The 23232-nt window shown below is 73.1% G+C and carries 18 protein-coding genes; 12 read left to right on the forward strand and 6 right to left on the reverse strand.

Annotated features, from left to right (window positions below):
• Positions 1-63: 63 nt before the first annotated feature.
• The 3 genes from ACGFIM_RS13365 to ACGFIM_RS13375 form a co-directional block, all read right to left on the reverse strand.
• Positions 64-1416 carry a cellulose binding domain-containing protein gene (locus ACGFIM_RS13365; protein WP_393199398.1) on the reverse strand — a complete coding sequence of 451 codons (1353 nt, stop codon included), beginning with the start codon at positions 1414-1416 and terminating at the stop codon, positions 64-66.
• A 387-nt stretch (positions 1417-1803) separates the two neighbouring features.
• Positions 1804-2550 carry a sugar isomerase domain-containing protein gene (locus ACGFIM_RS13370; protein ID WP_393199400.1) on the reverse strand — a complete coding sequence of 249 codons (747 nt, stop codon included), beginning with the start codon at positions 2548-2550 and terminating at the stop codon, positions 1804-1806.
• Positions 2547-3416 carry a MurR/RpiR family transcriptional regulator gene (locus ACGFIM_RS13375; RefSeq protein ID WP_393199403.1) on the reverse strand — a complete coding sequence of 290 codons (870 nt, stop codon included), beginning with the start codon at positions 3414-3416 and terminating at the stop codon, positions 2547-2549. The genes ACGFIM_RS13370 and ACGFIM_RS13375 overlap by 4 nt, the downstream gene beginning before the upstream one ends.
• A 298-nt stretch (positions 3417-3714) precedes the next feature.
• Between ACGFIM_RS13375 and ACGFIM_RS13380 the strand changes: the two genes are divergently transcribed.
• Both ACGFIM_RS13380 and ACGFIM_RS13385 read left to right on the forward strand, forming a co-directional pair.
• Positions 3715-4563 carry a LysR family transcriptional regulator gene (locus tag ACGFIM_RS13380; protein ID WP_393199405.1) on the forward strand — a complete coding sequence of 283 codons (849 nt, stop codon included), beginning with the start codon at positions 3715-3717 and terminating at the stop codon, positions 4561-4563.
• A 15-nt stretch (positions 4564-4578) separates the two neighbouring features.
• Positions 4579-5199 carry a MerR family transcriptional regulator gene (locus ACGFIM_RS13385; protein ID WP_393199408.1) on the forward strand — a complete coding sequence of 207 codons (621 nt, stop codon included), beginning with the start codon at positions 4579-4581 and terminating at the stop codon, positions 5197-5199.
• Here ACGFIM_RS13385 and ACGFIM_RS13390 read toward each other — a convergent pair.
• Positions 5196-6083: a hypothetical protein gene (locus ACGFIM_RS13390; RefSeq protein WP_393199411.1), complete on the reverse strand. Its 888-nt coding sequence runs from the start codon at positions 6081-6083 to the stop codon at positions 5196-5198. The two genes, ACGFIM_RS13385 and ACGFIM_RS13390, sit on opposite strands and share 4 nt — an antisense overlap.
• A 75-nt stretch (positions 6084-6158) precedes the next feature.
• On the opposite strand from ACGFIM_RS13390, the gene ACGFIM_RS13395 reads away from it, so the two are divergent.
• Complete coding sequence (locus ACGFIM_RS13395; protein WP_393199414.1) at positions 6159-6584, forward strand: TIGR03668 family PPOX class F420-dependent oxidoreductase; 426 nt, start codon at positions 6159-6161, stop codon at positions 6582-6584.
• Here the strand turns inward: ACGFIM_RS13395 and ACGFIM_RS13400 are convergent.
• The gene (locus tag ACGFIM_RS13400) at positions 6574-7110 is read right to left on the reverse strand and encodes a ThuA domain-containing protein (RefSeq protein ID WP_393199417.1); all 537 of its coding nucleotides are present in this window, start codon (positions 7108-7110) and stop codon (positions 6574-6576) included. The two genes, ACGFIM_RS13395 and ACGFIM_RS13400, sit on opposite strands and share 11 nt — an antisense overlap.
• A 70-nt stretch (positions 7111-7180) precedes the next feature.
• Here ACGFIM_RS13400 and ACGFIM_RS13405 point away from each other — a divergent pair, with 70 nt between their 5' ends.
• A complete protein-coding gene (locus ACGFIM_RS13405) occupies positions 7181-7942 on the forward strand; it encodes an SDR family oxidoreductase (RefSeq protein WP_393199420.1) in 762 nt (253 codons plus the stop codon).
• Between the two features lie 73 nt (positions 7943-8015).
• Here the strand turns inward: ACGFIM_RS13405 and ACGFIM_RS13410 are convergent, their stop codons facing one another.
• Positions 8016-8588, reverse strand: coding sequence for a TetR/AcrR family transcriptional regulator (locus ACGFIM_RS13410; protein ID WP_393199423.1), 573 nt, complete (start codon positions 8586-8588; stop codon positions 8016-8018).
• A gap of 70 nt (positions 8589-8658) precedes the next feature.
• Between ACGFIM_RS13410 and ACGFIM_RS13415 the strand changes: the two genes are divergently transcribed.
• The 8 genes from ACGFIM_RS13415 (at position 8659) to ACGFIM_RS13450 (ending at position 23211) form a co-directional block, all read left to right on the forward strand.
• A complete protein-coding gene (locus tag ACGFIM_RS13415; protein WP_393199426.1) occupies positions 8659-10326 on the forward strand; it encodes an FAD-dependent oxidoreductase in 1668 nt (555 codons plus the stop codon).
• Positions 10323-11744, forward strand: coding sequence for an ATP-binding protein (locus ACGFIM_RS13420; RefSeq protein ID WP_393199429.1), 1422 nt, complete (start codon positions 10323-10325; stop codon positions 11742-11744). The genes ACGFIM_RS13415 and ACGFIM_RS13420 overlap by 4 nt, the downstream gene beginning before the upstream one ends.
• Before the next feature lie 55 nt (positions 11745-11799).
• Entirely contained in the window at positions 11800-13365 is a 1566-nt protein-coding gene (locus ACGFIM_RS13425; RefSeq protein WP_393199432.1) for an AbgT family transporter, read from the forward strand.
• Positions 13366-13387: 22 nt separating this feature from the next.
• Positions 13388-14521 (forward strand): M20 family metallopeptidase, encoded by a 1134-nt coding sequence (locus ACGFIM_RS13430; RefSeq protein ID WP_393199435.1) that lies wholly within the window; start codon positions 13388-13390, stop codon positions 14519-14521.
• A 150-nt stretch (positions 14522-14671) separates the two neighbouring features.
• Entirely contained in the window at positions 14672-15925 is a 1254-nt protein-coding gene (locus ACGFIM_RS13435; protein WP_393199438.1) for a serine hydrolase domain-containing protein, read from the forward strand.
• 243 nt (positions 15926-16168) lie between these two features.
• Entirely contained in the window at positions 16169-18145 is a 1977-nt protein-coding gene (locus ACGFIM_RS13440; RefSeq protein ID WP_393199441.1) for a protein kinase, read from the forward strand.
• Between the two features lie 772 nt (positions 18146-18917).
• Positions 18918-21761, forward strand: a complete 2844-nt coding sequence (locus ACGFIM_RS13445) for a CHAP domain-containing protein (RefSeq protein WP_393199444.1) — start codon at positions 18918-18920, stop codon at positions 21759-21761.
• 250 nt (positions 21762-22011) lie between these two features.
• Complete coding sequence (locus ACGFIM_RS13450; protein ID WP_393199447.1) at positions 22012-23211, forward strand: PucR family transcriptional regulator; 1200 nt, start codon at positions 22012-22014, stop codon at positions 23209-23211.
• Positions 23212-23232: the final 21 nt, after the last annotated feature.

Here is a 23232-nt window from a genome sequence, read left to right on the forward strand (position 1 = left end):
CTCGCGAGAGCCTCTTGCTGGGGGGTGCCCCGCGCCCGCACGGTCACGGGCGCGGGGTGTCGGTCAAGGGTTGGGAACGGTGTCTTTGAAGGCGGTGCCGGCCGCCCGCAGCTCGGCGACGCGGGCGGACACGGTGGCGGGCGAGACGACCTCGTTGGCGCTGAAGTAGACGTAGTCCACCTGCTGCCGGTACGTACGCGTCCCGCTCACTTCCTGAAGATCGATGAACCACTGGTTGAACATGATCCACATGGGTGTCTCGGGATAGTAGTCCCCGCCGTGGTCGGCGAACAGACGTCCGTCCACGTAGTACTTGATCCGGCCGCCGGAGACCTGGATCACCAGGTCGTGCCAGCCGGCGAAGCTCGCCCGCTCCTCGGTGTGGGTGTTCACCGCGAGCCAGGGCTCGTTCCTGTAGGTCTCCCAGCTCGTCGTGTAGAGGATGCTCGACGGCTCGCCCCAGCCGCCGTTCGGCAGGTACTCGAAGTCGAGCTCGCCGTAGTCCGGGTCGAGGTCGTAGCGCAGCGGGGTGATGGTGAAGAACGTCTGCACCACGTGCTCGCCGTCCGGTCCGCCGGTGGGGGCGTCGCTGAAGCGCACGCGGGCGGCGTACGTGCCCTCGTGGAACTTGCGCTGGGAGGTGGACAGCTCGGCGTGGACGGTGCCCGCGGCGGTGCCGTCCGTGGCGGAGTCGAGGGTGAGCAGGCCGCCGGGGAACGAGACGGCGGACGGCGACCAGGTGGCGCCCGGCACGCCGGGGCCGCCGGACGCCGAGCGCACGGTCCAGCCGCGCTGCGCGAGGCGCGGGTCGGAGGGGCCGGTGTAGGTGAAGTCGTCGAACAGCTCGCCGGTGCCGCCCGGCTCTTCGGGGTCGGGGTCCGGGCCGGGCTCGGTGCCGTGCGGCGTCCCCCAGGCGAGCCGCCCGTCCACGTAGACGGTGACCTTGCCCCAGTCGGCGTAGGCGGTGTTGGCGCCGTACGAGTAGTCGTCGCCCTGCTCGAACGGCTGCCAGTCGGCGCGGTAGAAGCGCAGCTGCATGTCGCCGGTGTCCTGGCCCGGGTTCAGCGTGCCTGAGGTGAAGCCCACCTCCAGGTACTGCTCGCCGCCCTCCTGCGGGACGAACCTCCCGGTGATCGCGGCGCATCCGATCACGGCCCAGGAGCAGGCGAAGCGGTAGGTCTCGGTGCCGGTGAGGTAGTAGCGGATCGTGACCTGGCCGAGCGGGATCGCGGTCGTGCCGGTGTTGAACAGGCGCAGCCAGGGCTCGGCCTGGGCGGTGGTCGCGCCGGGGGCGCTGGTGCGGTACTGGAGGCGGACCGCCTGGGCGGCGCCGGCGGGGGCGGCGATGAGGGTCACCGCGATGAGGATGGCGGGGAGGGCTAAGGAGAGAAGGCGTTTACCGAAATTTCGGGACATGGGGGGTTCTCCTTGCGGTCGTGCGACTCCCGGAAACGGCGTTGGTCGAGGGGTGGGTGACGGATCGTGGCGCCGAGTGCGCCCCGGGGACGCCCCGACGGCGGGACTCCCCCGGGTCCGGCGCCGGGCGGTCGGATGGCGGCGGACGGATCGGGGCGGTCGGTGCGGGCTTCAGGCGGCCCGCGGCGGATACGGCAGGCGGTGGGGACGGTCGCCGCGGCGACGGCGGGCGACTGCGGCGGATGCGGCGGGTCGGTGGGATCAGGCGCCGCGGCGCCTGCGGGAGGTCGATGCGGCGCCGCGGCGCCTGCGGGAGGTCGGTGCGGCGCCACGGCGACTGCGGGAGGTCGATGCGGCACCGCGGCGGATGCGGGCGGGTCGGTGCGGTCAGGCGCCGCGGCGGATGCGGCCCGCGTAGCGGGCCTCCAGGGCGAGGTTGTGCTCGTCGCCCTCGGGGACGTTCGCCGACAGGTAGACGGGCGGCACCTCCCCGGCTTCGAGCAGGTTGCGTACGGTCTGCGTGACCACCAGCTGGGCCAGCAGCGCGGAGGTGATCGTGGAGACGGCGCCGGTGGCGCCGCCACCGGGCAGGGGCAGCACGGCGTCGCCGTAGGGCGCGTGGTTGTCGAGGACGACGTCGGCGAGGTCGGCGAGCTTGCGGCCCGAGGGATGGCGGGAGGCGACGGCCTCGGAATGGGTGCGCGAGGTGATCGCGACCAGGTCGTGACCGCGTTCCTTGACGAGGGTGGCGAGCTCGACGACGACGCCGTTCACGCCGGAGTTGGAGATGATGACGAACAGGTCCTGCGGCTGCACGGGCGCGAGGTCGAGGATCTTGTGCGCGACGGCGGGGTCGCGTTCGAGGTCGTAGCGGTCGAGCTCGGACATGGGGGCGTCGCCGTAGCGGACGATGTCCCTGAGCGCGAGCCGGTTGGTGGGCACCAGGCCGCCCGCGCGCCCGGCGATCTCCATGGCGATCGCCTCGGAGTGGCCGGAACCGAACGCCTGGATGACACCGCCGGCGGTGAGCGACTTGGTGAACAGGTCGGCGGCGCGGGAGATCTCGGGGTCTTCGGGGATCGTCCGTACGAGGCGGGCGATGTGCTCCACGAAGTCCTGCGGATTGACTGTCATGTGTCCCTTTCTGGCAGGCGATGTCCGGCCACCGCGCGGACGGTCACGTCGAAGGCCTGCTTCGTCCTTTCGTAGGTGCGCTGTGCCACCGACACGTACACCACGTCCAGCACCAGGAGCTGGGAGTGGATCGCGGCGAACCCCTCCGAGCGGAAGCTGGTCGCCCGGCTGGCGGTGGTGAGCACCAGCTCGGCCACCTCGGCGAGCGGCGAGCGCGGGTGCGAGGTGACGGCGACGGTGATCGCGCCGTGGCCGCCCGCCTCCGCCAGCACCTCGATGACCTCGCGCGTCCTGCCGCTGTGCGAGATGCCGATGGCCACGTCGCCCTGGCCGAGCAGGGCCGCGTCGGTCAGCGCGGCGTGCGCGTCGGACCTGCTCCAGGTCGGCACCCGCATGCGCTGCAGGCGGTACTCCATCTCGCTGGCCACCGCCGCGCTGCTCGACACCCCGAAGAGCAGCACTCGCCCGGCCCTGGCCACGGCCTGCGCGACCTTGTCGACCACGGCGAGGTCGAGCTGGTCGCGGGTCTGCTCGATGAGCCGGATGTCGTTGCCGGAGACGACGTGCAGCACGCGGTCGAGGCCGTCGTCGGGCAGGATCTCCTGGCCGATGTCGGTCTCCCAGGTGGCCCTCGTCTCCCGGCCGGAGGCGGTGGCGATGGCCACCCGCAGCTCGGCGTACCCGGCGAAGCCGAGCGCGCGGCAGAAGCGGGTGATGGTGGCGGTGGACGTCCCGCTGCGCTCGGCCAGGTCGACGATGGTGAGCCGGTACGCCTCGTCGGGGGCCTCCAGGATGGCCTGGGCCACCTTGCGCAGCGCCTCCGGCATGTCGCCCTGCTCGTTTCTGATGCGGGTCAGGAGGTCCACGCGGTGAAAATTATGCTCAGATCAGCCCATGGTCAAGTGCCACCGGCAATAATTATTGACATTCGCCCAGCAGTGCCGGGTACGCCCGGGGGGAAAATCGTGATCACGGCGGCGGCGTTGCGCCTGGCCGCCGGCGCAGTCGTCGCACCGGCCGGACCTTCGCCGACCTGGCGCGTGCTCGGCACACCGGCCAGGCCACGGAAGTGAGATGACTGCGGAACTTCACGAAAGCTGTCCGCTCTTGTAATACGGAGGTGCGATCAACCGATAGCTCATCATCAGCACGCCGAGGTGAGCGATGGATCTACGCTATGTCCGGTATGCCATGGCGATCGCACGGGCGGGCAGCCTCCGACGGGCGGCCGCCGCCCTGCACATCGCTCAGCCGACGCTGTCCGAGCAGCTCAGGACACTGGAGAAGGAGATCGGGGTCGAGCTGTTCAGCCGGTCGTCGAGCGGGGTGCGGCTGACCGAGGCGGGCGAGGCGTTCCTGGCACAGGCCACGGTCGCGCTCGACGCCTTCGAGCGCGCGGTCACCGCCGCGCGCGGCAAGGGCTCGGCCACCCGCCTGGGCGTGGCCGACGGCCTCGGCGACGTCGTCGCCCGGCTGCTGAGCAAGATCCACACCGGCCGCTTACGCATCGCCCCGATGGGCACCGCCGAACAGATCGTCTCCATCGCCGACGGCACCCTGCAGGCCGGGCTCGGCTACGCGCCCGGCTCGCTGCCCAGGGGCGTCGCGCGCATGCTGGTCCACCGCTTCCCCGTACGCGCCCTGCTCCCCCGCGCGCACCACCTGGCCGCGTACGAGAAGGTGTCGCTGACCGACCTGGCCGGCGAGCCGCTGCTGATGCCGGAGTCGGACGCGGTGGCCGGAGCCCGCCGTTTCCTCGAGGGCTTCGTCCGTCACGGGCTGCATCCCCGGCTGGGCCCCGCGGCCGCCACCCACGATCTGGTGGTCGCGATGGTCGGAGAGGGCGCCGGTTACGCGCTCTGCGTGCATGAGGGCACCGCCGTGCCCGACACGCTCACGTTCGTCCCCATCAAAGAGGACACCCCGCCCATCGAGGTGGTCTTTCTCTGGAACCGCCAGGCCGACGTGCACGATCTGGTGAGCGCCGCGCGGCACCTGGCACGCTATGGATAGCTCTATTATCTAACGATGCGGATCTCCGAACTCAGCGCCAAGTCCGGCGTGGCCATCCCCACGATCAAGTACTACCTGCGCGAGGGCATGCTGCACCAGGGCGAGCAGACCGCCGCGACCAGGGCCGAGTACGACGAGACGCACCTGCGCAGGCTGCGCATGATCCGCGCGCTGCTGGAAGTCGGCCGGCTCTCCGTCGCCTCGATCAAGCAGGTCATCGCCGCCGTCGAGGACGAGTCGCTGCCCGTGCGCCAGGTGCTCGGCACCGCGCACTACGCGCTCTCCCCCGCCGTGGAGCCCGAGCCGGGCGAGGAGTGGCGCTCGGCCCGCGCCATGGTGGACGACCTCATCGACGAGCTGGGCTGGGACGTCGCGGAGAACGCGCCCACCCGTGACGAGCTGGCCCAGACCATCGTCAGGATGCGCCAGCTCGGCGTGCCGGTCGATCTGCGCCCCTACGTCGAGGCGGCGCGCCGGCTGGTGGCCGAGGTGGAGCTGGACACGATCCCGTTCGACGGGCCGCGCGACGCCGCCGTGGAGGCCATGGTGCTCGGCACGGTCCTGTACGGCAGGGTGCTCGACACGCTGCGCCGCATGGCCCACGAGTCGGAGTCGGCCCGCCGGCTGGGCGTCTAGATCACCTCGTTGGCGCGCAGCACCTGCACGGCGTGCACCGTGATCGCGCCGCGCCACTCCATCGCCCCGGCCGGCGAGATGCGCGCGTAGTCGACCACCCAGCCGCCGTCGTCCTGCTGCTCGCCGGCCAGCCTGACCAGGTCGGCGGCGATCACGCTCGGGTCGAACAGGGCGCGGGCGGCGGTGCCGGGGAAGGGCGCGAAGTCGAGCGGCCGCAGCGTCTCGCGCTCGGTGCCGCCCTCGACCGGCACCCTGCCGTCTGCGGGGAGGTGACCGGCGAGCTTCTTCAGCAGATCGGCCGCGCGGGGCTCGGCGTCGTACACGGCGTCGAGGAAGCGCACGGCGAACGACAGCACGTACGCGTGCGGCGGCTCCTCCATGGCCTGGACGGCGTCGAGACAGTAGCGGGTGGCCCGCGCCAGCCAGGGGTGCCCGGCCACCGCCGGGTCGTGGGCGGCCACCCGGTGCGCGGCGGCCGCGGTGACGGCGGTGATCTGCAGCGACGAGACGGACGGGTCGGCCCCGCGCCACCAGGGCGCGGTCGCGGTGGTGACGCCGAGCGGCAGCGCGAACGGCAGGCCGCCGTCGGGAAGCGTCACCGACTCCAGCCAGTCGCACAGCGCGGCGGCGTGCGGCGAGGTGACGGGGGCGGCCTCGGCGAAGACCTCGAAGGCGTGCAAGGCGGCGCCCGGCTGGCTCTCCGGCGTGCGCAGGTCGGGCTCCAGGCCCCAGCCGTAGCCGCCGTCGGGGTTGCGGTAGGCGTCGAGCGCGGCGAGCACGCGCTCCGGCTCCTCCTCGCCCATGAGCAGGCCGTAGCGGCGGCGATCGAGGATGCGGGCGTGACCGGCCATGAAACCGGGGACCGCGGACAGGTTCACGTTCATGCCGTCATCGTGCCCAGATGGCCGCCGCCCGGTCTTGTACGTTCCGGACACGCCGCGCGGTGCGACCATGAGGGCATGGGGGACGGGATCGGCGGTGAGCGGGCGCGGGAGATGTTCGCCGGGCAGCCGGTGGCCAGGATGGCCAGGCTCGCGCCGGACGGGACGCCGCGCATCGTGCCGATCACGTTCGCGCTGCTCGACGGCGCGATCGTGACGGCCGTGGACCACAAGCCCAAGACCACCACGCGGCTCGCCAGGCTGCGCGACATCGCGCGCCATCCGGCGGTCAGCGTGCTGGCCGACCACTACGAGGACGACTGGGCCAGGCTGTGGTGGGTGCGCGCCGACGGGATCGCCGCCGTCGCGGACGACCCGGCGCTCCGCGAGCGGGCGCTTGCCGTCCTCGCCGCCAAGTACGCCCAGTACCGCAGGCGCCCGCCCGCAGGCGCCGTCATCCGCATCGAGGTGACGCGCTGGAGGGCGTGGGCGGCTACTCCCTGATCGCGACCGGGCGCTTGAGCAGCCACAGCGCGGCGCGCTGGAGCAGCGTCCTGTGCACCTCGTTGCCGTACGACCTGGTGTCGTGCCCGAGCGCGTCGTAGACCACCCGGCCGCGCCGCACCGGCCGCGCCCACACCAGCGGCCGGCCGCTGGCGGACGACGCCAGCGGCTTGACGTCGGGCAGCAGGTCGAGGTCGCTGTAGACCTCGTCGACCACGTCGAAGTCGCGCAGGCCGTCCACCACCGGATGCCCGCCGTGCACCCGCACGCCGGTCCAGCCGAGCGGCGGGTGGTGCGACTTGGCCCAGTTCCAGCGGCCGCCGAGCACGCGCGGCCGGCCCTGCCAGTCGTCGAAGCAGATCGACGCCGAGTGCATGCACAGCAGGCCGCCGCCCTGGTCGAGGTGGCCGAGCAGGATGGCCCTGGCCTCGGCGGGCAGCGTGAAGCGCCACTCGTCGCGCTGGTCGGCGAAGCGGTCCTCGGCCATCTGCCAGCGCAGCGCGTTCACCGCGGCATTACCTGCCATCTGCCCGACTCTCCCGGCACGCCTGGCGCCCACCTCAGCGCGCGGTGCCGGACGATCTATAGTCGGCCCTATGGATCTCGGCATCTCGGGCAAGGTCGCCCTCGTCACCGGTGGCAGCGCGGGCCTCGGCCTCGCCGCGGCCAAAAGCCTCGCGCGGGAGGGCTGCGACGTGTGCGTCAGCTCCCGCGACCCGGAGAAGCTCGCGGACGCGGTGGTGGAGCTGCAGGAGTTCGGCAAGGTCGTGCACGCGGTACTGGCCGACGTGGAGGACCCGGCGGCGGCCAGGCGGGTGGTCGAGGAGACGCGTGACGTGCTCGGCCCGGTGGACATCCTCGTGGCCAACGCGGGCGGGCCCAAGCCGGGCCGCTTCACCGAGCTCGGGCTCGACGACTGGGACGCCGCGATCCAGCGCAACCTGCTCGGCATGGTCCGTCTCATGCACGCGGTGCTGCCCGAGATGCGCTCGCGCGGCTGGGGCCGGATCGTCACCATCACCAGCCGCTCGGCCCGCGAGGCGATCGACGGCCTCGCCCTGTCCAACGCCACGCGCACCGCCGTCGCGGGCGTGGTGCGCACGCTGGCCCGCGAGGTGGGCGGCGACGGCGTGCTGGTCAACAACGTGCTGCCGGGGCCCATCGACACCGAGCGGCTGCGGCAGATCGCCGGCGATGAGGAGGCGCTGCGCGAGCGCGGCAAGGGCGTGCCGGTGGGGCGCGTCGGGCGGCCCGAGGAGGTGGGCGACGTGGTCGCCTTCCTCGCCAGCGAGCGGGCCTCGTACGTGAACGGCGTGTCGCTGCTGGTGGACGGCGGAGAGGCGCACGTCATCGCCTAGCGCGCCGCACCCCGATCACACGAGCGTGATCGCCCGATCTCCGGCTTCCCGGGGCGGATCATCTGGGCCCGGATCATCTGAACAGGGTGGCGACGATCGCGCCCGCCCACTCCTTGTCACCGGGGCCGGGCAGGTCCACGAAGCGCGACAGGCTCGCCCGGTGGAAGCAGGCGCCCAGCAGCATCGACGCCGCCGCGTCGGCGTCGAGCGCGGCGTCGATGCGGCCCGCGCGCTGCTCGGCCCGCAGGATGTCGGCGAGCACCTGGAGCGGCACGTGCGGGCCGGTGCGGTTTTCCGCCAGCATGGCGCGGAACCCGGCGATGAGCGCGGGGTCGCCGAGCATGCCGCCCATGATGGCCTGGGTGCGGGTGTAGAAGCGCAGCGCGGCCAGCGTGAACGCGACGAGGGCCGCGTGCGGGTCGCCCCCGCCGATGCCGGCGCGCAGCTCGTCGAGCGCCGGCCCGAGCGCGGGCGTGCGCTCGAGCACGACGGCGAGGAACAGCTCCTCCTTGCTCGCGAAGTGCTTGTAGAGCAGGGCCTCGGAGCAGCCGGCCTGCTTCGCGATGCGCTTGGTCGTGGCCCCCGCGACGCCGTACTCGGAAATGGCCTGGTCAGCGGCGTCGAGGATGCGATCACGGGTGCTCACCCGCTCATCATATGAACGCCCGGCTCGGCCGGGTCGAAACACATGACATTCTTCGTTTAAGCACAGCAGGGTGGAAAGGCAAGAGGGCATGGACAAGCCGGTCATCGTGACGGTGGACGACGACCCGGGCGTCTCGCGAGCGGTCGCCCGTGACCTGAGACGCCGCTACGGGCATGACTACCGGATCGTGCGGGCGGAGACGGCGAAGGACGGCATCGACGCGGTACGCGAGATGCGGCTGCGCGGCGACGAGGTCGCGGCCATCCTGGCCGACTACCGCATGCCCCAGATGAACGGCGTGGAGTTCCTCGAGGCCGCCATGGACCTCTATCCCTATGCGCGCCGGGTGCTGCTGACCGCCTACGCCGACACCCAGGCGGCCATTCAGGCGATCAACGTGGTGGACCTCGATCACTATCTGCTCAAGCCGTGGGACCCGCCGGAGGAGAAGTTCTACCCGGTGATCGACGGGCAGCTCGACGCCTGGCAGCGCACCGACCGCCGCGAGCGTTCGGAGCTGCGGGTGGTGGGCGACCGCTGGTCGGCGCCGTCGTACAAGGTGCGCGACTTCCTGGCCCGTAACCACGTGCCGTACCAGTGGCTGCTGGCCAGCGAGCCGGAGGGCGCGCAGCTGGTGAAGGCGGCGGGCGACGGCTGCCACCTGCCGCTGGTGGTGAAGGCGGACGGCACCGTGCTCGAGGCTCCCGACCAGGCCACGCTGGCGGCCGCGGTGGGGCTGTCCACGACGCCGGCGACCGACTTCTACGACCTGATCGTGGTGGGCGGCGGACCGGCCGGGCTCGGGGCGGCCGTGTACGGCGCCTCAGAGGGTCTCAAGACGGTGCTGGTCGAGGCGTACTCGTCGGGCGGGCAGGCGGGCCAGAGCTCCCGCATCGAGAACTACCTGGGCTTCCCCGACGGCGTCTCGGGGCAGCAGCTCGCCGACCGGGCGCGCAGGCAGGCGCTGAAATTCGGGGCCGAGCTGCTGACCCCGCGCAAGGTGAACAGCCTGGAGGCGCGCGGCCAGGCGCGGGTCGTCGGCTTCAAGGACGGCGGGGAGATCGCGGCGCACGCGGTGATCCTGGCCACCGGCGTCACCTACCGGCGGCTGGAGGCGCCGGGCCTGGACGACTTCGTGGGCCGGGGCGTCTACTACGGCGCGGCGCTCACCGAGGCGCCGTGGTGCAAGAACACCGAGGTGTTCGTCGTCGGCGCGGCCAACTCGGCCGGGCAGGCCGCCGTCTACCTGTCGGCATACGCGAGCAAGGTCCATTTGTTGGTGAGGGGTGACGGTCTGGAGAAGTCCATGTCCCACTACCTCATCGAGCAGATCGCCGCGCTCCCCAACATCGAGGTGCATCTGCAGACGCAGGTGGTCGGCGCGTCCGGCGACGGCCACCTGGAGCGGCTGAGGCTCTCCACGAAGGGCGAGGAGCACGAGGTCGACGCGCAGTGGCTGTTCGTGTTCATCGGCGCTGAGCCGTACACCTCGTGGCTGGGCGAGACGATCGAGCGGGACGCGCGCGGGTTCGTGCTGACCGGGCCCGACCTGGTGCAGGGCGGGCGGCGGCCGCGCAACTGGCCGCTGCGGCGCGAGCCGTACTACCTGGAGACGAACGTGCCAGGGGTGCTGGCGGCCGGCGACGTGCGCGCCGAGTCGATCAAGAGAGTGGCCTCCGCCGTCGGAGAAGGCGCGATGGCCGTCGCGCTCGTCCACCGCTACCTGGAGAAGCAATGATCGACATCGCGGAGCTGCGCAAGCTGTTCCTGTTCGAGCGCCTGAGCGACGAACAGCTCTCCCTGCTCGCGGCCAGCGGCGGCGTGCGGATCTTCGAGCAGGACGAGTACATCGTCCGGCAGGGCGAGCCCGCCGAGTGCTTCGCGGTGCTGCTCGAGGGCGAGATCCAGATGATCATGGAGACGGTCAGCGCCGGCTCCGTCGCGATGCCGCGCACCTCGCAGCCCGGCGTCTTCGGCGGCGCCACCGCCGCCTATCTCGGCGACCAGGCTCCGACGACCTACCAGCACACGCTGCGCGCCACCGCGCCGTCGCGGATGTTCATGCTGCCGGCGAAGAAGTTCGCCTACATCGTCACCGAGTGGTTCCCGATGGCGATGCACCTGCTCACCGGCCTGCAGTCGGGCGGCAGGATGCAGCGGGAGCTCATCGACAGGCGGCAGCGGCTGACCGCGCTCGGCACGATCACCGCCGGGCTCACCCACGAGCTGAACAACCCGGCGGCGGCGGCCGTGCGCGCGGTGCGCGAGCTGCGCTCGCTGATCGCCCGTTCGCGGCTGCAGCTCGCCCAGCTCGCCGAGGACGGCATCGCCCCGGAGAAGCTGCGGGCGCTGATCGACGCGCAGGAGGCGTGCACGCGCCGGCTGGCCGAGCAGCCGCAGCGCTCGCCGCTGGAGATCTCCGACGCCGAGGACGAGCTGGGCGAGGCGCTGGACGAGCTCGGCGTCGAGGACGCGTGGGACCTCGCGCCCGGCCTGGTCAACGCGGGCTTTTCGACACAGGACCTGGAGAAGGTCAGGGCGAAGGTCGGCGAGGAGTACACCACGAAGGCGCTGCACTGGCTGGCCGAGGCCGTGGAGATCGCGCAGATGCTCGACGAGGTGGCCGAGGCCACCGAGCGCATCACCACGCTCATCGGCTCGGCCAAGCAGTACTCCCAGATGGACCGGGCGCCGTTCCAGCGCGTGGACGTGCACGAGCTGCTGGACAGCACGCTCGCGATCTTCCGGGGCAAGATCCCGCCGGGCATCACCGTGGTCACCGACTACGACCGTACGCTGCCGCCCATCCCCTGCTACGCGGGCGAGCTGAACCAGGTGTGGACGAACCTCATGCACAACGCGCTCGACGCGATGGGGCAGGAGGGCACGCTGACCATCCGCACGGCCCACGACGAGGACGAGGCCATCGTGGAGATCGGCGACACCGGTCACGGCGTGCCGGAGGCGATCAGGGACCGCATCTTCGAGCCGTTCTTCACCACCAAGAGCGTGGGCGAGGGCACGGGGCTCGGGCTGGACATCTCGTACCGGATCGTGGCGGGACGGCACGGCGGCGAGATCAAGGTCCGCTCGCAGCCGGGCGACACGTGGTTCGAGGTACGGCTGCCGCTGCGCGAACCCGCCGGAGCTGACTGAGTTTTTACCCCGACTTGTCAGGATGTCTCCTGACCGCATGTAATGGATGACCGAAATGCGGGAGGGAGATGAGCCGGTGGCGACCCCGGAGACTGTGACGGGATCGCGTTCGCTGAACGCGTTGCTCAAGATGCTCGGCGGCATCGAGCGGCTGGGCAACCGGCTGCCTCACCCCTTTTGGCTCTTCGTCATCCTGGCGGCGGTGCTCTCGCTGCTGAGCTGGGGTCTCGCGGCGGCCGGGGTGTCGGCGGTCAACCCGGCCACGGGTGAGACCGTCGCCGCCAAGAATCTGCTGTCCGTCGAGGGCGTGCGGATGATGGTCGGCGACGCGATCGAGAACTACACCTCGTTCCCGCCGCTCGGCACGATCCTCGTGGTGATGCTCGGCGTCGCCGTCGCCGAGCGGTCGGGGCTGCTGGCCGCCGTGCTGCGCTCGGGGGTGTCGCGGGTCTCGCCGCGGTGGGTGACGTTCGCGCTGTCGTTCACCGGCATGGTCGCGCACGTGGCCTCCGACGCCGCGTACGTGGTGCTGATCCCGCTCGGCGCGCTCGCCTTCCGCGCCGTGGGGCGCAGCCCGATCCTCGGCATCGTCGTGGCGTTCGTGTCGATCTCGGCCGGCTACGACGCCAGCCCGCTCGTCACCCCCGTCGACGCGATCCTGTCGGGCCTGACCACCGCCGCGGCCCACACGATCGACCCCGCCTACACGGTCACGCCGCTTGCGAACTACTTCTTCTCGCTGGTGTCGTCCGTCGTGCTGGCCGCCGTCATCACGCTGGTGACCGAGCGGGTGCTGGCCCGCCGCGTCGAGCAGATGCCCGTGGACCCCGACGCCGACGAGGACGACCTGGGCTCACTGAAGCTCACCGCCGACGAGCGGCGCGGGCTGCGGGCCGCGCTGATCACGCTGGTGGTGTTCGTCGCCGCCGTGACGGCCGCCGTGCTGCCCTCGGGCTCGCCGCTGCGCGGCGAAGGCGGCAGCATCGTGCAGTCTCCGCTGCTCACCTCGATCGCGGTCTTCCTCGGCCTCGCGTTCCTCGCGGTCGGCTGGGCGTACGGCAAGGCCGCGGGCACCGTGACCCGCAGCGGCGACATCCCCGGCTTCATGGTGCACGGCATCCGCGAGATGGCGCCGATCCTCGTGCTGTTCTTCGCGATCTCGCAGTTCCTCGCCTACTTCAAGTGGACCGGCATCGGCGAGATCGTCGCGATCGACGGCGCCGGGCTGCTGAAGTCGGCCGGGGTGAGCGGGCCCGTGGTCTTCCTCGGCATCCTGCTCGTGGTCACCCTCATCAACCTCGTGGTGACCAGCGGGTCGGCCCAGTGGGCGCTCGTCGGGCCGGTGTTCGTGCCCATGCTGATGCTGCTGGACATCCCGCCGGAGTACACCCAGGCCCTCTACCGCATCGCCGACTCCTGCACGAACGCGATCACGCCGATGAGCCCGTACTTCGTGATGGCGCTCGGCTTCCTGCAGCGCTACCGCCGCGCGGCCGGCATCGGCACGCTGGCCTCGATGACGATCCCGCTTTCGCTCACCCTGCTCGTCGTGTGGACGCTGCTGTTCTACGTCTTCTGGTGGCTGGGCGTGCCGCTCGGCCCCGGTGCCCCCGTCCCCTAGTACACCCCGTGGAAGGATTCCCGTGTTGATCACCGACTGGACCCGGCAGGCCCTGCCGGCCATGCTCGACGACCTCAGGGCCGTGGTGGAGCTGGAGACCCACAGCTACGACAAGGCCATGCTGGTCAAGGGGCTGCGGGCGATCAGGGCGAGGGTGGTCGGCCACCTGGGGACGCCGGACGACGAGATCCTCCACGAGGGCGGCCAGCACGGCGACATCCTGGAGCTCACCTACGAGGGCACCGCGCCCGGCACGGTCCTCATGCTCAGCCACTACGACACGGTCTGGCCCACCGGGACGCTCAAGAGCTGGCCGTTCACCGTCGTCGAGGGCAAGGCGACCGGGCCCGGCGTGTTCGACATGAAGGCCGGGCTCGTGCAGTCGATCTGGGCGCTGCGCGGGCTGCGCGAGCTGGGGCTGCCGCACCCGAGCGTGCGCTTCCTGTTCAACGGCGACGAGGAGATCGGCAGCCCGGCATCGCGCAAGCACATCGAGGCGGCCAGCGAGGACGCCCTGGCCACGCTGGTCTTCGAGGCCTCACTCGACGGGGCGCTCAAGACCGCGCGCAAGGGCGTCGGGATCTTCAACGTGACCGTCAAGGGGATCGAGGCGCACGCCGGCCTCGACCCGTACGCGGGGGCCAACGCCGTCCACGCGCTGGCCGAGATCGTCACCACCCTCGCCGCGGCAGGCTCGCGCGAGCGCGGCACCACCGTGAACGTCGGCCTCATCAGCGGCGGCACCGGCCGCAACGTCACCGCCGGTCACGCCACCTGCGGCATCGACGTGCGCGTCACCGACCCCGGCGAGATGGGCCGCATCGACGACGTCTTCGCCGGGCTGCGGGTCTCCGACCCGCGCATCAAGATCTCCGTCACCGGCGAGTGGAACCGGCCCCCGATGGTGCCGAACGAGCCGTCCGAGCGGCTGTTCAAGGAGGCCCAGGGGGTGGCCGCCGAGCTCGGCTGGCCGCTCGGCCAGGCGTCCGTGGGCGGGGCGAGCGACGGCAACTTCGTCTCGGCGCTGGGACGTCCCGTGCTCGACGGCATGGGCGCGGTCGGCGACGGCGCGCACGCGCGGCACGAGCACGTGCTGGTCGACCACATCCCGGACCGCACGGCGCTGACCATCGGCCTGATCTCGGCCCTGGCGTAGCCCCTGGGCCTTCGATTTCGATGAGCCGCGCCGCCTGGGGCACGGGATCGCGAGCGGGTTGAGGGTGCCGCGCTGGTCATCTGGGCCGGATCGTCCCTGATTGTTAGGCTCGTGGATCACGTGAGCACTCCCTTTCCCGATGGAGGTCCGATGCATTGCGACCCGCGCTTCGCCCGCGTGCGCGAGGTGTTCGAGCGGCACTTCGCCGGCGGCGAGGAACTGGGCGCGGCGTTCGCCGTCTACCAGGACGGCCAGCTGGTGGTGGACCTGTGGGACGGCGTCGCCGACCGGCGGACCGGGCGGGCCTGGGAGCGCGACACGCCCGCGTTCGTCTACTCCTGCACCAAGGCGGTCACCGCTGCCGCGCTGCTGCGCCTCGTCGAGCAGGGCCTGGTGGACGTGGGTACGCCGGTCGCCGAGGTGTGGCCGGAGTTCGGCGCCGAGGGCAAGGCGGCGGTGACGGTCGAGCACCTGCTCACCCACCAGGCCGGGCTGCCGGTGCTCGAGGAGGAGGTGCCGGTCGAGGAGTTCGAGGACCAGCCGGCGATCGCGGCACGGCTGGCCCGGCAGCGCCCGCTGTGGGAGCCGGGGACGGCGCACGGCTACCACGCGCTGACGTACGGCTTCCTCGTCGGCGAGGTCGTGCGGCGGCTGACGGGCAGGACGGTGGGCGAGCTGGTGGCCGCCGAGATCGCCGGTCCGCTGGGGCTGGAGCTGTGGGTGGGGGCGCCGGACGACGTCATCGAGCGTACGGCGCGGCTCAAGGCCGGCGAGCGCCCACGTCGCGCCCCCGGCCCGGCCGGGCGCTCCGGCATGGAGATCGTGGAGAGCGCCGGCGGCACCACTGACAGGCCCGCCGGCAGGGCCGCCGACGGGGCCGCCGACGGGGCCGCTGACAGGGCCGCCGACCGGCCGCAGGACCTGGTGGCCGAGATCCAGCGGGCCGCGCTCGACCCGGCGAGCCTGATGAACCGGGCGCTCGGCAACCCCGCCATGCACCGGCTCAAGGGCGGCGCGAACCACCCGGTGATCCTGCGCGCGGGCTGGCCCGCGGCGGGCCTCGTCACCACCGCGCGCGGACTGGCCGGGTTCTACCGTGGCCTGCTCGCCGGTGACGTGCTGCGCCCCGAGACGCTGCGGGACGCGCTGCGCCCCCGCGTGAACGGCCCCGACAAGGTGCTGTACCTGGACACGTCGTTCGGGCTCGGGTTCATGCTGCCGTCGCTGACGTTCATGGTGCCGTCGAAGAGCGCGTTCGGGCACTCGGGCATGGGCGGCGCGATCGGGCTCGGCGACCCTGAGCGCGGCCTTGCGATCGGGTACGTGATGAACAAGATGGCCGACGCGCTCACCGGGAACCTGCGCGGGATCCGGCTGGTCCAGGCGGTCTACGACTCGCTGTAGGCGCACGGCGGGTCAGTGCACGGTCACGGCGCCGCTCACCGGCGGGGTCCGCCCGGTGACGTACGCGGCGCGATCGGCGCACAGGCAGGCGACGTCGGCGGGCGTGCCGCGGCGCCCCACCCGCACGACGCCCGTACGACACCACCCCACCCCATTAACACCGGACGAAATATCTCGCTCGTGACAACCCGAACCCCGGGTGAGACCGTCGAAACGATGACGGGCGTCTGATGGGGGTAGGACTTGGTCCCTGGGTACCGCGAAGTACGGCAGCTCGGCGCCGGGCGCACCGGCCGCGTGTTCCTCGCCACCTACGAGCAGACCGGCGCGTACGTGGCGATCAAATACCTGAACGCCACCCTGCGCAGGGACGCCGAGTTCATGGACCGCTTCCGGTCGGACGCCCACCGCCTCGTCGAGATCGACACCCCCGAAGTGGTGCGCCTGTACGAGTACGTCGAGACGTCCGGCAGGGCCGCCGTGGTCATGGAGCTGGTGGACGGCGTCTCCCTGCGCACGCTGCTCGCCGAGCACGGCCGGATCAGCCCGGAGGCGGCGCTGGCGGTGGTCAAGAGCACGCTGCTGGCGCTCGCCGCCGCCCACGAGCGCGGGGTGCCGCACCGGGACGTCACGCCCGGCAACATCCTCGTCCAGGCCGACGGCACGACCAAGCTGACCGACTTCGGCATCGTGGTGCACGCCGAGGAGCCGGGCGTGCCGGCGGGCACCCCGGAGTACATGGCCCCCGAGCTGTGGACGCGGGGCCAGGCGGGGCCCGCGGCCGACGTGTACGCGGCGGCGTGCGTGCTCTTCGAGGCGGTCAGGGGACGGCCGCCGTACCGGGCGTACAGCGAGAACGGCGACGACGGCGAGCGCGAGCCGGACGTGCCGGCGCTGCGCGGCAAGCACCTCGTGGAGCCGATCCCGGTGGAGGTGGCCCCCGACGGGCTGCGCGACCTGCTCAGGCGCGGCATGGCGAAGGACCCGATCATCCGGTACGCCTCCGCCCGGCAGTTCCTGGCCGAGCTGGAGGAGGACGCCGTCGCCGGGTACGGCCCCGACTGGGAGAAGCGCGGCCGCCGCCATCTCGCCGAGCTGGCCACGCTGCTCGCCTTACGCTTCCCGCTGGCACGCACCGACCCGGTCCCCTCGAACGGCCACAGGGCCCGGCTGCCCAGGCTTCCGCCCCACCTCTGGATCGCGGGCGGCGCGGTGGCCGCGGCGATCGTCGCGATCATCCTGTCCGGCGGACGGGTGCCGCCCGGTCCCGGGACGATCCTGATGCCGCCGCCCGAGTCCAGGAACGACCCCGCCACCGCCGCCGCCACGTCTCCCGAGCCCACCGGGTCCAGCCCGGCGCCCAGGCGGACCTCGTCCGCGCCGCCGCCCGCCACCGGCACCGCCTCTCCCCCAGCAATCTCTCCCCCAGCAGCCTCTCCCCCGGTCGCGTCTCCCCCGGTCGTGTCTCCCACGGCCCGGCCCGCCCGCAGCGGCCAGGCCGGCACGACCGCGCCCAGTCCCAGAGTGCGGGCGGCCACGATCCTGCGGTGGAACGGCGCGACGGGCACGATCGGCATCTCGGCGGACGGCACCGGTGCGGTGCGGCTGCGGATCTCGTACACGAGGAGGGACGGCGACGGCGGGCCCGCGCAGACGGTCCGCCAGGAGAGCCGCACCTTGCGCGGCAGCACCTCCTACACCAGCGCCGTCACCCACGACCCCGGGCGGGTGCCGTGCGGCGAGCGGGCGTACGTCGGGCTCGTGGTGATGACCGAACCGGCGGCCGGGAACGGGCCGCAGGTCAGCGAGGCACCGCTGACCGGCCCCGACTGCCCGGGCTCCCCCACGCCCACGGCGTCCCGCCCCGCGCCATCGACCGCGCAACCGTCACCGTCCCGGCCCTCCGCGCCGCCGAGCCCGCCCGCCGCCTCACCCTCCGACGCTCCTGCCGCCGCCCGTTCCTCCGGCCTCACCACGCCCACCCCGTTCCGCAGCCCGCAGGACCCCGCCGCCGATCCCTCGCCCACCGGCGACCTGCTCCCCCACACCCAGGACCCGGCCAACGCGCCCTCCGCCGGCCCGCCCGGCCACGCCGCCACGACACCTCCGGCCGGCTCGCCCGGCCTCCGCGCCCCGGCTGCTCCGCACTCGCCCGAGCCTGAAGCCGAGCTCTGGCCGGCCACGCCGGGCTCCACCGGCTCCCCCGGAGGCGGGCTCTAGCCCGCCGCGATCAACACCGCCATGGTCACGGATCCGGACCTGGTCGGCACGGTGGACGCCGAGGCGTTCGTGCGGTCGATGGTGATCAAGCGTTTCGCCAAGGAGGTGGCGGTCTCGCACAGTGGTGGCGTTCCTCGCCTCGGACCGGGCCGGCCACTGCACGGGCGCGAGTTCACGGTGGACGGCGGCCTGCTGACCGGCGCCGGCGACGGAGACCGAACGGACCGCCCAGGCGTGCCCCTGCGACCACTCTCCGGCGCAAGCGCACGACACACCCTGCGACCACTCTCCAACGCAAGCGCACGACACGCCCTGCGACCGCTCTCGGCGGAGGCGCGCACGGCGCCCCCTACCGCCCGGCCCCGGCGCGCACCTGACTCCCCTACCGCCCAACCCCGGCACGCACGCTGAGCCCCTGCAGCCCGAGCACCGGTGCGCGGGCGCGCATGGTAAGCCTCCTCGGCCCCGTCTTCGGCGCGCGGCGCATGATACACCGGCGCAAGATACCCAGGTCTCACCCCAGGGTAGATCTTTTAGTGTTAAACCACCTAGGGTCGGACATTTCTGGCAACATCACTGACCTGCGGGTTTCTAGCCCTTAAGGGGTCTTGCCCCGAGGGTGCGTGCTTGAGCTAAGGTCACAACACGATAACCTCACTCATCACGGAAGACGACAGGCCATCGGTTTCGTCACATCAGTCCCGGGTTACCCCCACTGCCCAAGACTGTCGTGCCGAATCCGGTCTTGCTCGGAAGGTTCCCCCACACTTCCATGACGCCAGAGATCCAGAAGTACATAAAACTGCTCGAGAGCCAGCTGGGCTACTCCGAGAAGTCGAACTCGTACACCAAGTTCGGCGCCTGGTACGGCAAGAACGTCGAGTTCGACGCCGACTACAGCGTGGCGCCGTGGTGTGACATGTACCTCTCGTGGGCCGCGCACAAGCTCGGCTACGAGGACTGGATCGGCCAGTTCGCCTGGACCGTCGAGCACGCGAAGTGGTTTAAGAAGCAGGGCGCTTGGGGGAAGAAGCCCGAGGTCGGCGCGCTCGTCTTCTACGACTGGGGCGGTTCGAACGACATCGACAAGATCGACCACGTCGGGGTCGTGACCAAGGTCGAGGGCAATCGCATCCACACGATCGAGGGCAACATCGACGGCGGTGTCGCCAAGCGCAAGATCCGCGACACCAGCAAGGTCGTCGGCTACGGCTACCCGCTGCGCGTCAAGGAGCGCCTGGAGCGCAAGGCCAAGAAGGAGGCCCCGAAGGCGCTCAGGGAGGCGGGCAAGCCGGGAAGCCAGGTTGGCACGCTCCAGTCTCCCGAGCAGTCGCTCAGCGCGCAGATCCCCCGGGCCGACCACGGCCGGTCCGGCCAGGTGCCGCTGTCCGGCGACCGCATCCAGTCGCCGACGATCAGCGGTGACGGCTCAGAGCAGGTGCGGGGCAGGACCGAGGGGCAGACACCCGAGCAGGCCCAGGCACAGCCGCACGGCGAACCGCGTACCACGACCTCCTCCCCTGCCGGCTCGCGCGCGAAGGCTCCGGCCGCGCAGCCGAAGGCCGAGAACGCGCAGCCGAAGGCCGAGAAGGAGACCGCCCCCCGCACGGACGCGACCGAGGCCGAGCCCGAGTCCACCGGCTCCCCCACGGCCGAGACCGGCCAGTCCACGGGCGCGTCCTCGGGCGCCACCCCCAGGAAGGGCAAGCACGCCAAACCCAGCACCGCCGACACCGAGGCGGCCACCGGCGAGCCTCTCCCCGCCCACGGCGACGCCTCCGCCACCGGGCCGCTGCCCGCCATCGACACCCCGACGCTCGTCGGCTCCACGCTGATCGCCGCGCTGACGCTGCTCGCCGTGGCCAAGACGCGACGGATGCGCTCGGCCGCCGCCATGGCCGCCGCGCCCGCCAAGCCGGCCCGCCCGTCGCGTGCCAAGGGCCGCCGCCGTCGCAGCAGGAAGGCTCCGGTCCCGGTCATCGCGCGGCGCCGTACCGTGCTCGACCTGCCCGAGACCCCCGAGCGCCTGGCCACCGCCGCCGCACTTCGCTCGCTCACCGGCGCCGCCGCCGCGACGGACGCCGCGCCTGCTCTCCAGGCCACCGCCGCGTCCCCGGCTCTGACCGTGTCCTCCGGTGCGGCGCTCCAGAGCGCGGGGGCGTCCTCGGGCTCCGGTACGGGCAGCATGGCCTGGCCCATGCCGGAGACCACCGACCCCATGGCCTGGCCGGTCACCGCCGCACCCGCGACGAGGTCCACCGGCATCGCCGCGATGGGCTCCGACGGCGCGCACATGACCGCGCTGGGCGGCGCGCGCGCCGGCACGACCGGGTCCGGGGCGGACCTCACCGGGGCCGCCCCCTTCGACGCAGCCTTCGACGCCCGCTCCGGCGGCACCGCCTGGTCCGCCGGCGCGTCCGGCGGCTCGGCCCGGCCGGGCTCCGGCGGTGCGGCCTGGTCCGGTGGCGGGTCGCGCGGCCGGGGCGGGTTCGGGTCGGACGGGTACTCCTCCGACGGCGACCGACCCGGTCTGCCGCAGACCGGCGACGTGTGGGAGGGGTCCAGGCGCGGCACCGGCAGGGACTCGGCCCGGTACGCGGGCCGGGGCAGGGCCCGCCACGCCGCCGCACGAAGCGCCGCCCGCCACGCCGCGACCAGGGAAGCAGCGGCCAGGGAAGCCGCCCGCCACGCGGCCGCGAGGGAGGCGGCGGCCCGAGAGGCCGCACAGCACGCCGCCGCCCGGGAGGCCGCCCGCCGCATCGCCGCGCGCGAAGCCCTCGCACGCGAAACGGCCGCACGCTACACGCCCTCACGCGAAACGGCCGCACGCTACACGGCCTCACGTGACGCGGCCTCACGCTACACGGCCTCACGTGACGCGGCCTCACGTGACGCGGCCGCGCGCGAAGCGGCCGCGAGGGAGACCGCCGCACGGGAGGCCGCCCAGCGCGCCGCCGCGCGCGAGCTCGCCGCCCGGCAGGCGGCCAGGCACGCCGCGACCAGGGAGGCGGCGGCCCGAGAGGCGGCACGCCACGCGGCGGCCCGAGAGGCGGCGGCGAGGGAGGCGGCCCGCGACGCGCTGCGGCACGGCCCGCGGCACGCCAGGCAGCGCAGGATGCCGTTCGAGATCCGGCCGTTCGACCTGACCACGGACGCCGTACCGCAGGGCAGGGGCGTCTTCGAGCCGCAGGACACCCGGCGCGACGCCGCCCCCTACGAGCCCGCCTTCCTGGCCGCGCCGTACGACCCCGACTTCGACAGGTCGCGGTACCGGTTCACGGACGAGACGGGCCCGCTGGAGGTCGTGCTCGACACGGGCCCGCTGGAGCGTGTGGTGGACACGAGCACGTTCGAGCGCATCGTCATCCCCGGCGCGACCAGCGAGTTCGACGCCTTCGCCCCGCCCGCCCGGCCCGGCCGCACAGGTGGCCTGCTCACCGCCGCGGAGCCGGCGACCGCCTACCGTGGCCGCCGCCGTCGCCGTAACTCGGACGAGCACGCGGCGTTCCCCTACACCGACGCCCCGCCCCGTGGCCGCCGCCACCGCCGCACCGCCGCGGAGGAGGAGCCGGCGACCCGCCGCACGGTCGGCCGCCACCGCGCCACCACCCGCTGACGCGAGCCCTCAGGCCGGTCGCCGGTCGGCGGCAGCGCGCCGAAGCGCCCGAGCCCTGCGAGCTGCTTCCATCCGGGCCGCCGTTCGGTGCGCAGCGCGGCGGGCGGGCGGTGCGCGGCCGGCACGGTCCCGTACGGCGGCGGCGAGCGCCGGCTGGTCATCGGTGAAGGCGGCGGCCTCACCGGGGAGGCCCGAACAGGCGTCACCAACCTAGCGCACGCTTGGCGATCTGCGGGTTAGGCTGGGCATCGTGCAGGGACTGCTGCTGCGCCTGTCCACGCTCGACGCCGACGCCGAGAGCGCGGTGCGGGTCATCGCCTACTTCGACTCCCTCGTGCGCGACCACGTGGCCGTGCCCACGCTGCTCACGGCCACGGCCCGGCTCGCGCAGTGCCCGGTCGGCCTGTACGACGCGGCCACCGGCCGCCGCACCCGCGCCACCCCCGACGGCCGCACCGGCCCGCCCGGCACAGCACCCGACACGGCACCCGGCACAGCGACGGGCGAGGGAGTCCTGGTGCGGCGGCTCGCCTGCGGGCTCGGGGCCGTCTGGATCGAGCGCGAGGGGCCGCCGCACGGGCTCGACGAGATCGTGCTCGAACGTTACGCCGCCGCGGCCGAGGTCACCTTGGAACGTGCCGCCGCGCTCGTCCGCGCGGGCCAGGATCCGGCGCTGGTCGAGCTGGTGCTGTCGGCCGAGACCGGCGAGACCGAACGGGCCCGCGCGCTGCGCCTGCTCGGCTTCGACCCGGCCGCCCCGCTCTGCGCCCTGGCCGTCGCGCCCCCCGCCCAGGGCCATGGGCGCTCCCGCCCGCCGGAGGCGGGGCCCGCCGCCGGGCTGCGCGCGATGGGCCACCACGTACGCACCGCCGCGATCGGCGACATCCAGGCGGTCCTGGTCACGCCCACCGTTCCGCAGGTCACGACGCCCGCCGTCACACCGGCGCAGGGCACCGGGCCGGACGTGCTCGGCCCGCGCCTGGAAAGGCTCGCGGCGGCCGGCGACGGTGCCAGGGTGGGGGTGGGTCCCGAGCTGCCCGGCGCGCGGGCGGCCGAGTCGTGGGCGGGCGCGCGTACGGCGCTGCGCTTCACCGGCCCCCACGACCGGGTGATCCGCTGGTCGGAGCTGGGCGCGCTGGCGCTCTTCGCCGACCTGCCCGAGCAGGCGATCGCCGAGCTGGACGACGTGCGCGCGATGTCCAGGCTCAGCGACGAGTCGCTCCAGGCGATCCGCGCCCTGTGCCAGGCGGGCTCGATCAGGGGCGCGGCCGCGGCCCTGCACCTGCACCACAGCTCGCTGGCCGCCCGGGTGGCGCGGGCGGAGAGCGTGCTGGGCTTCTCGCCCGCGGAGCCGTCCGGACGGCTGCGCGCCCACCTGGCCCTGGCACTCCTGCGCCTGCTCGCCAACACCGGAGCCGGCCACCACCGCCCCGGCGCCTCGCCGGTCTGAGCCGCCGGCCCCGGCGGCCAC

Origin of the sequence: Nonomuraea sp. NPDC049309, assembly GCF_043196965.1 — a bacterium.
In the GTDB taxonomy this organism is placed as follows: Bacteria; Actinomycetota; Actinomycetes; order Streptosporangiales; family Streptosporangiaceae; genus Nonomuraea; species Nonomuraea fastidiosa.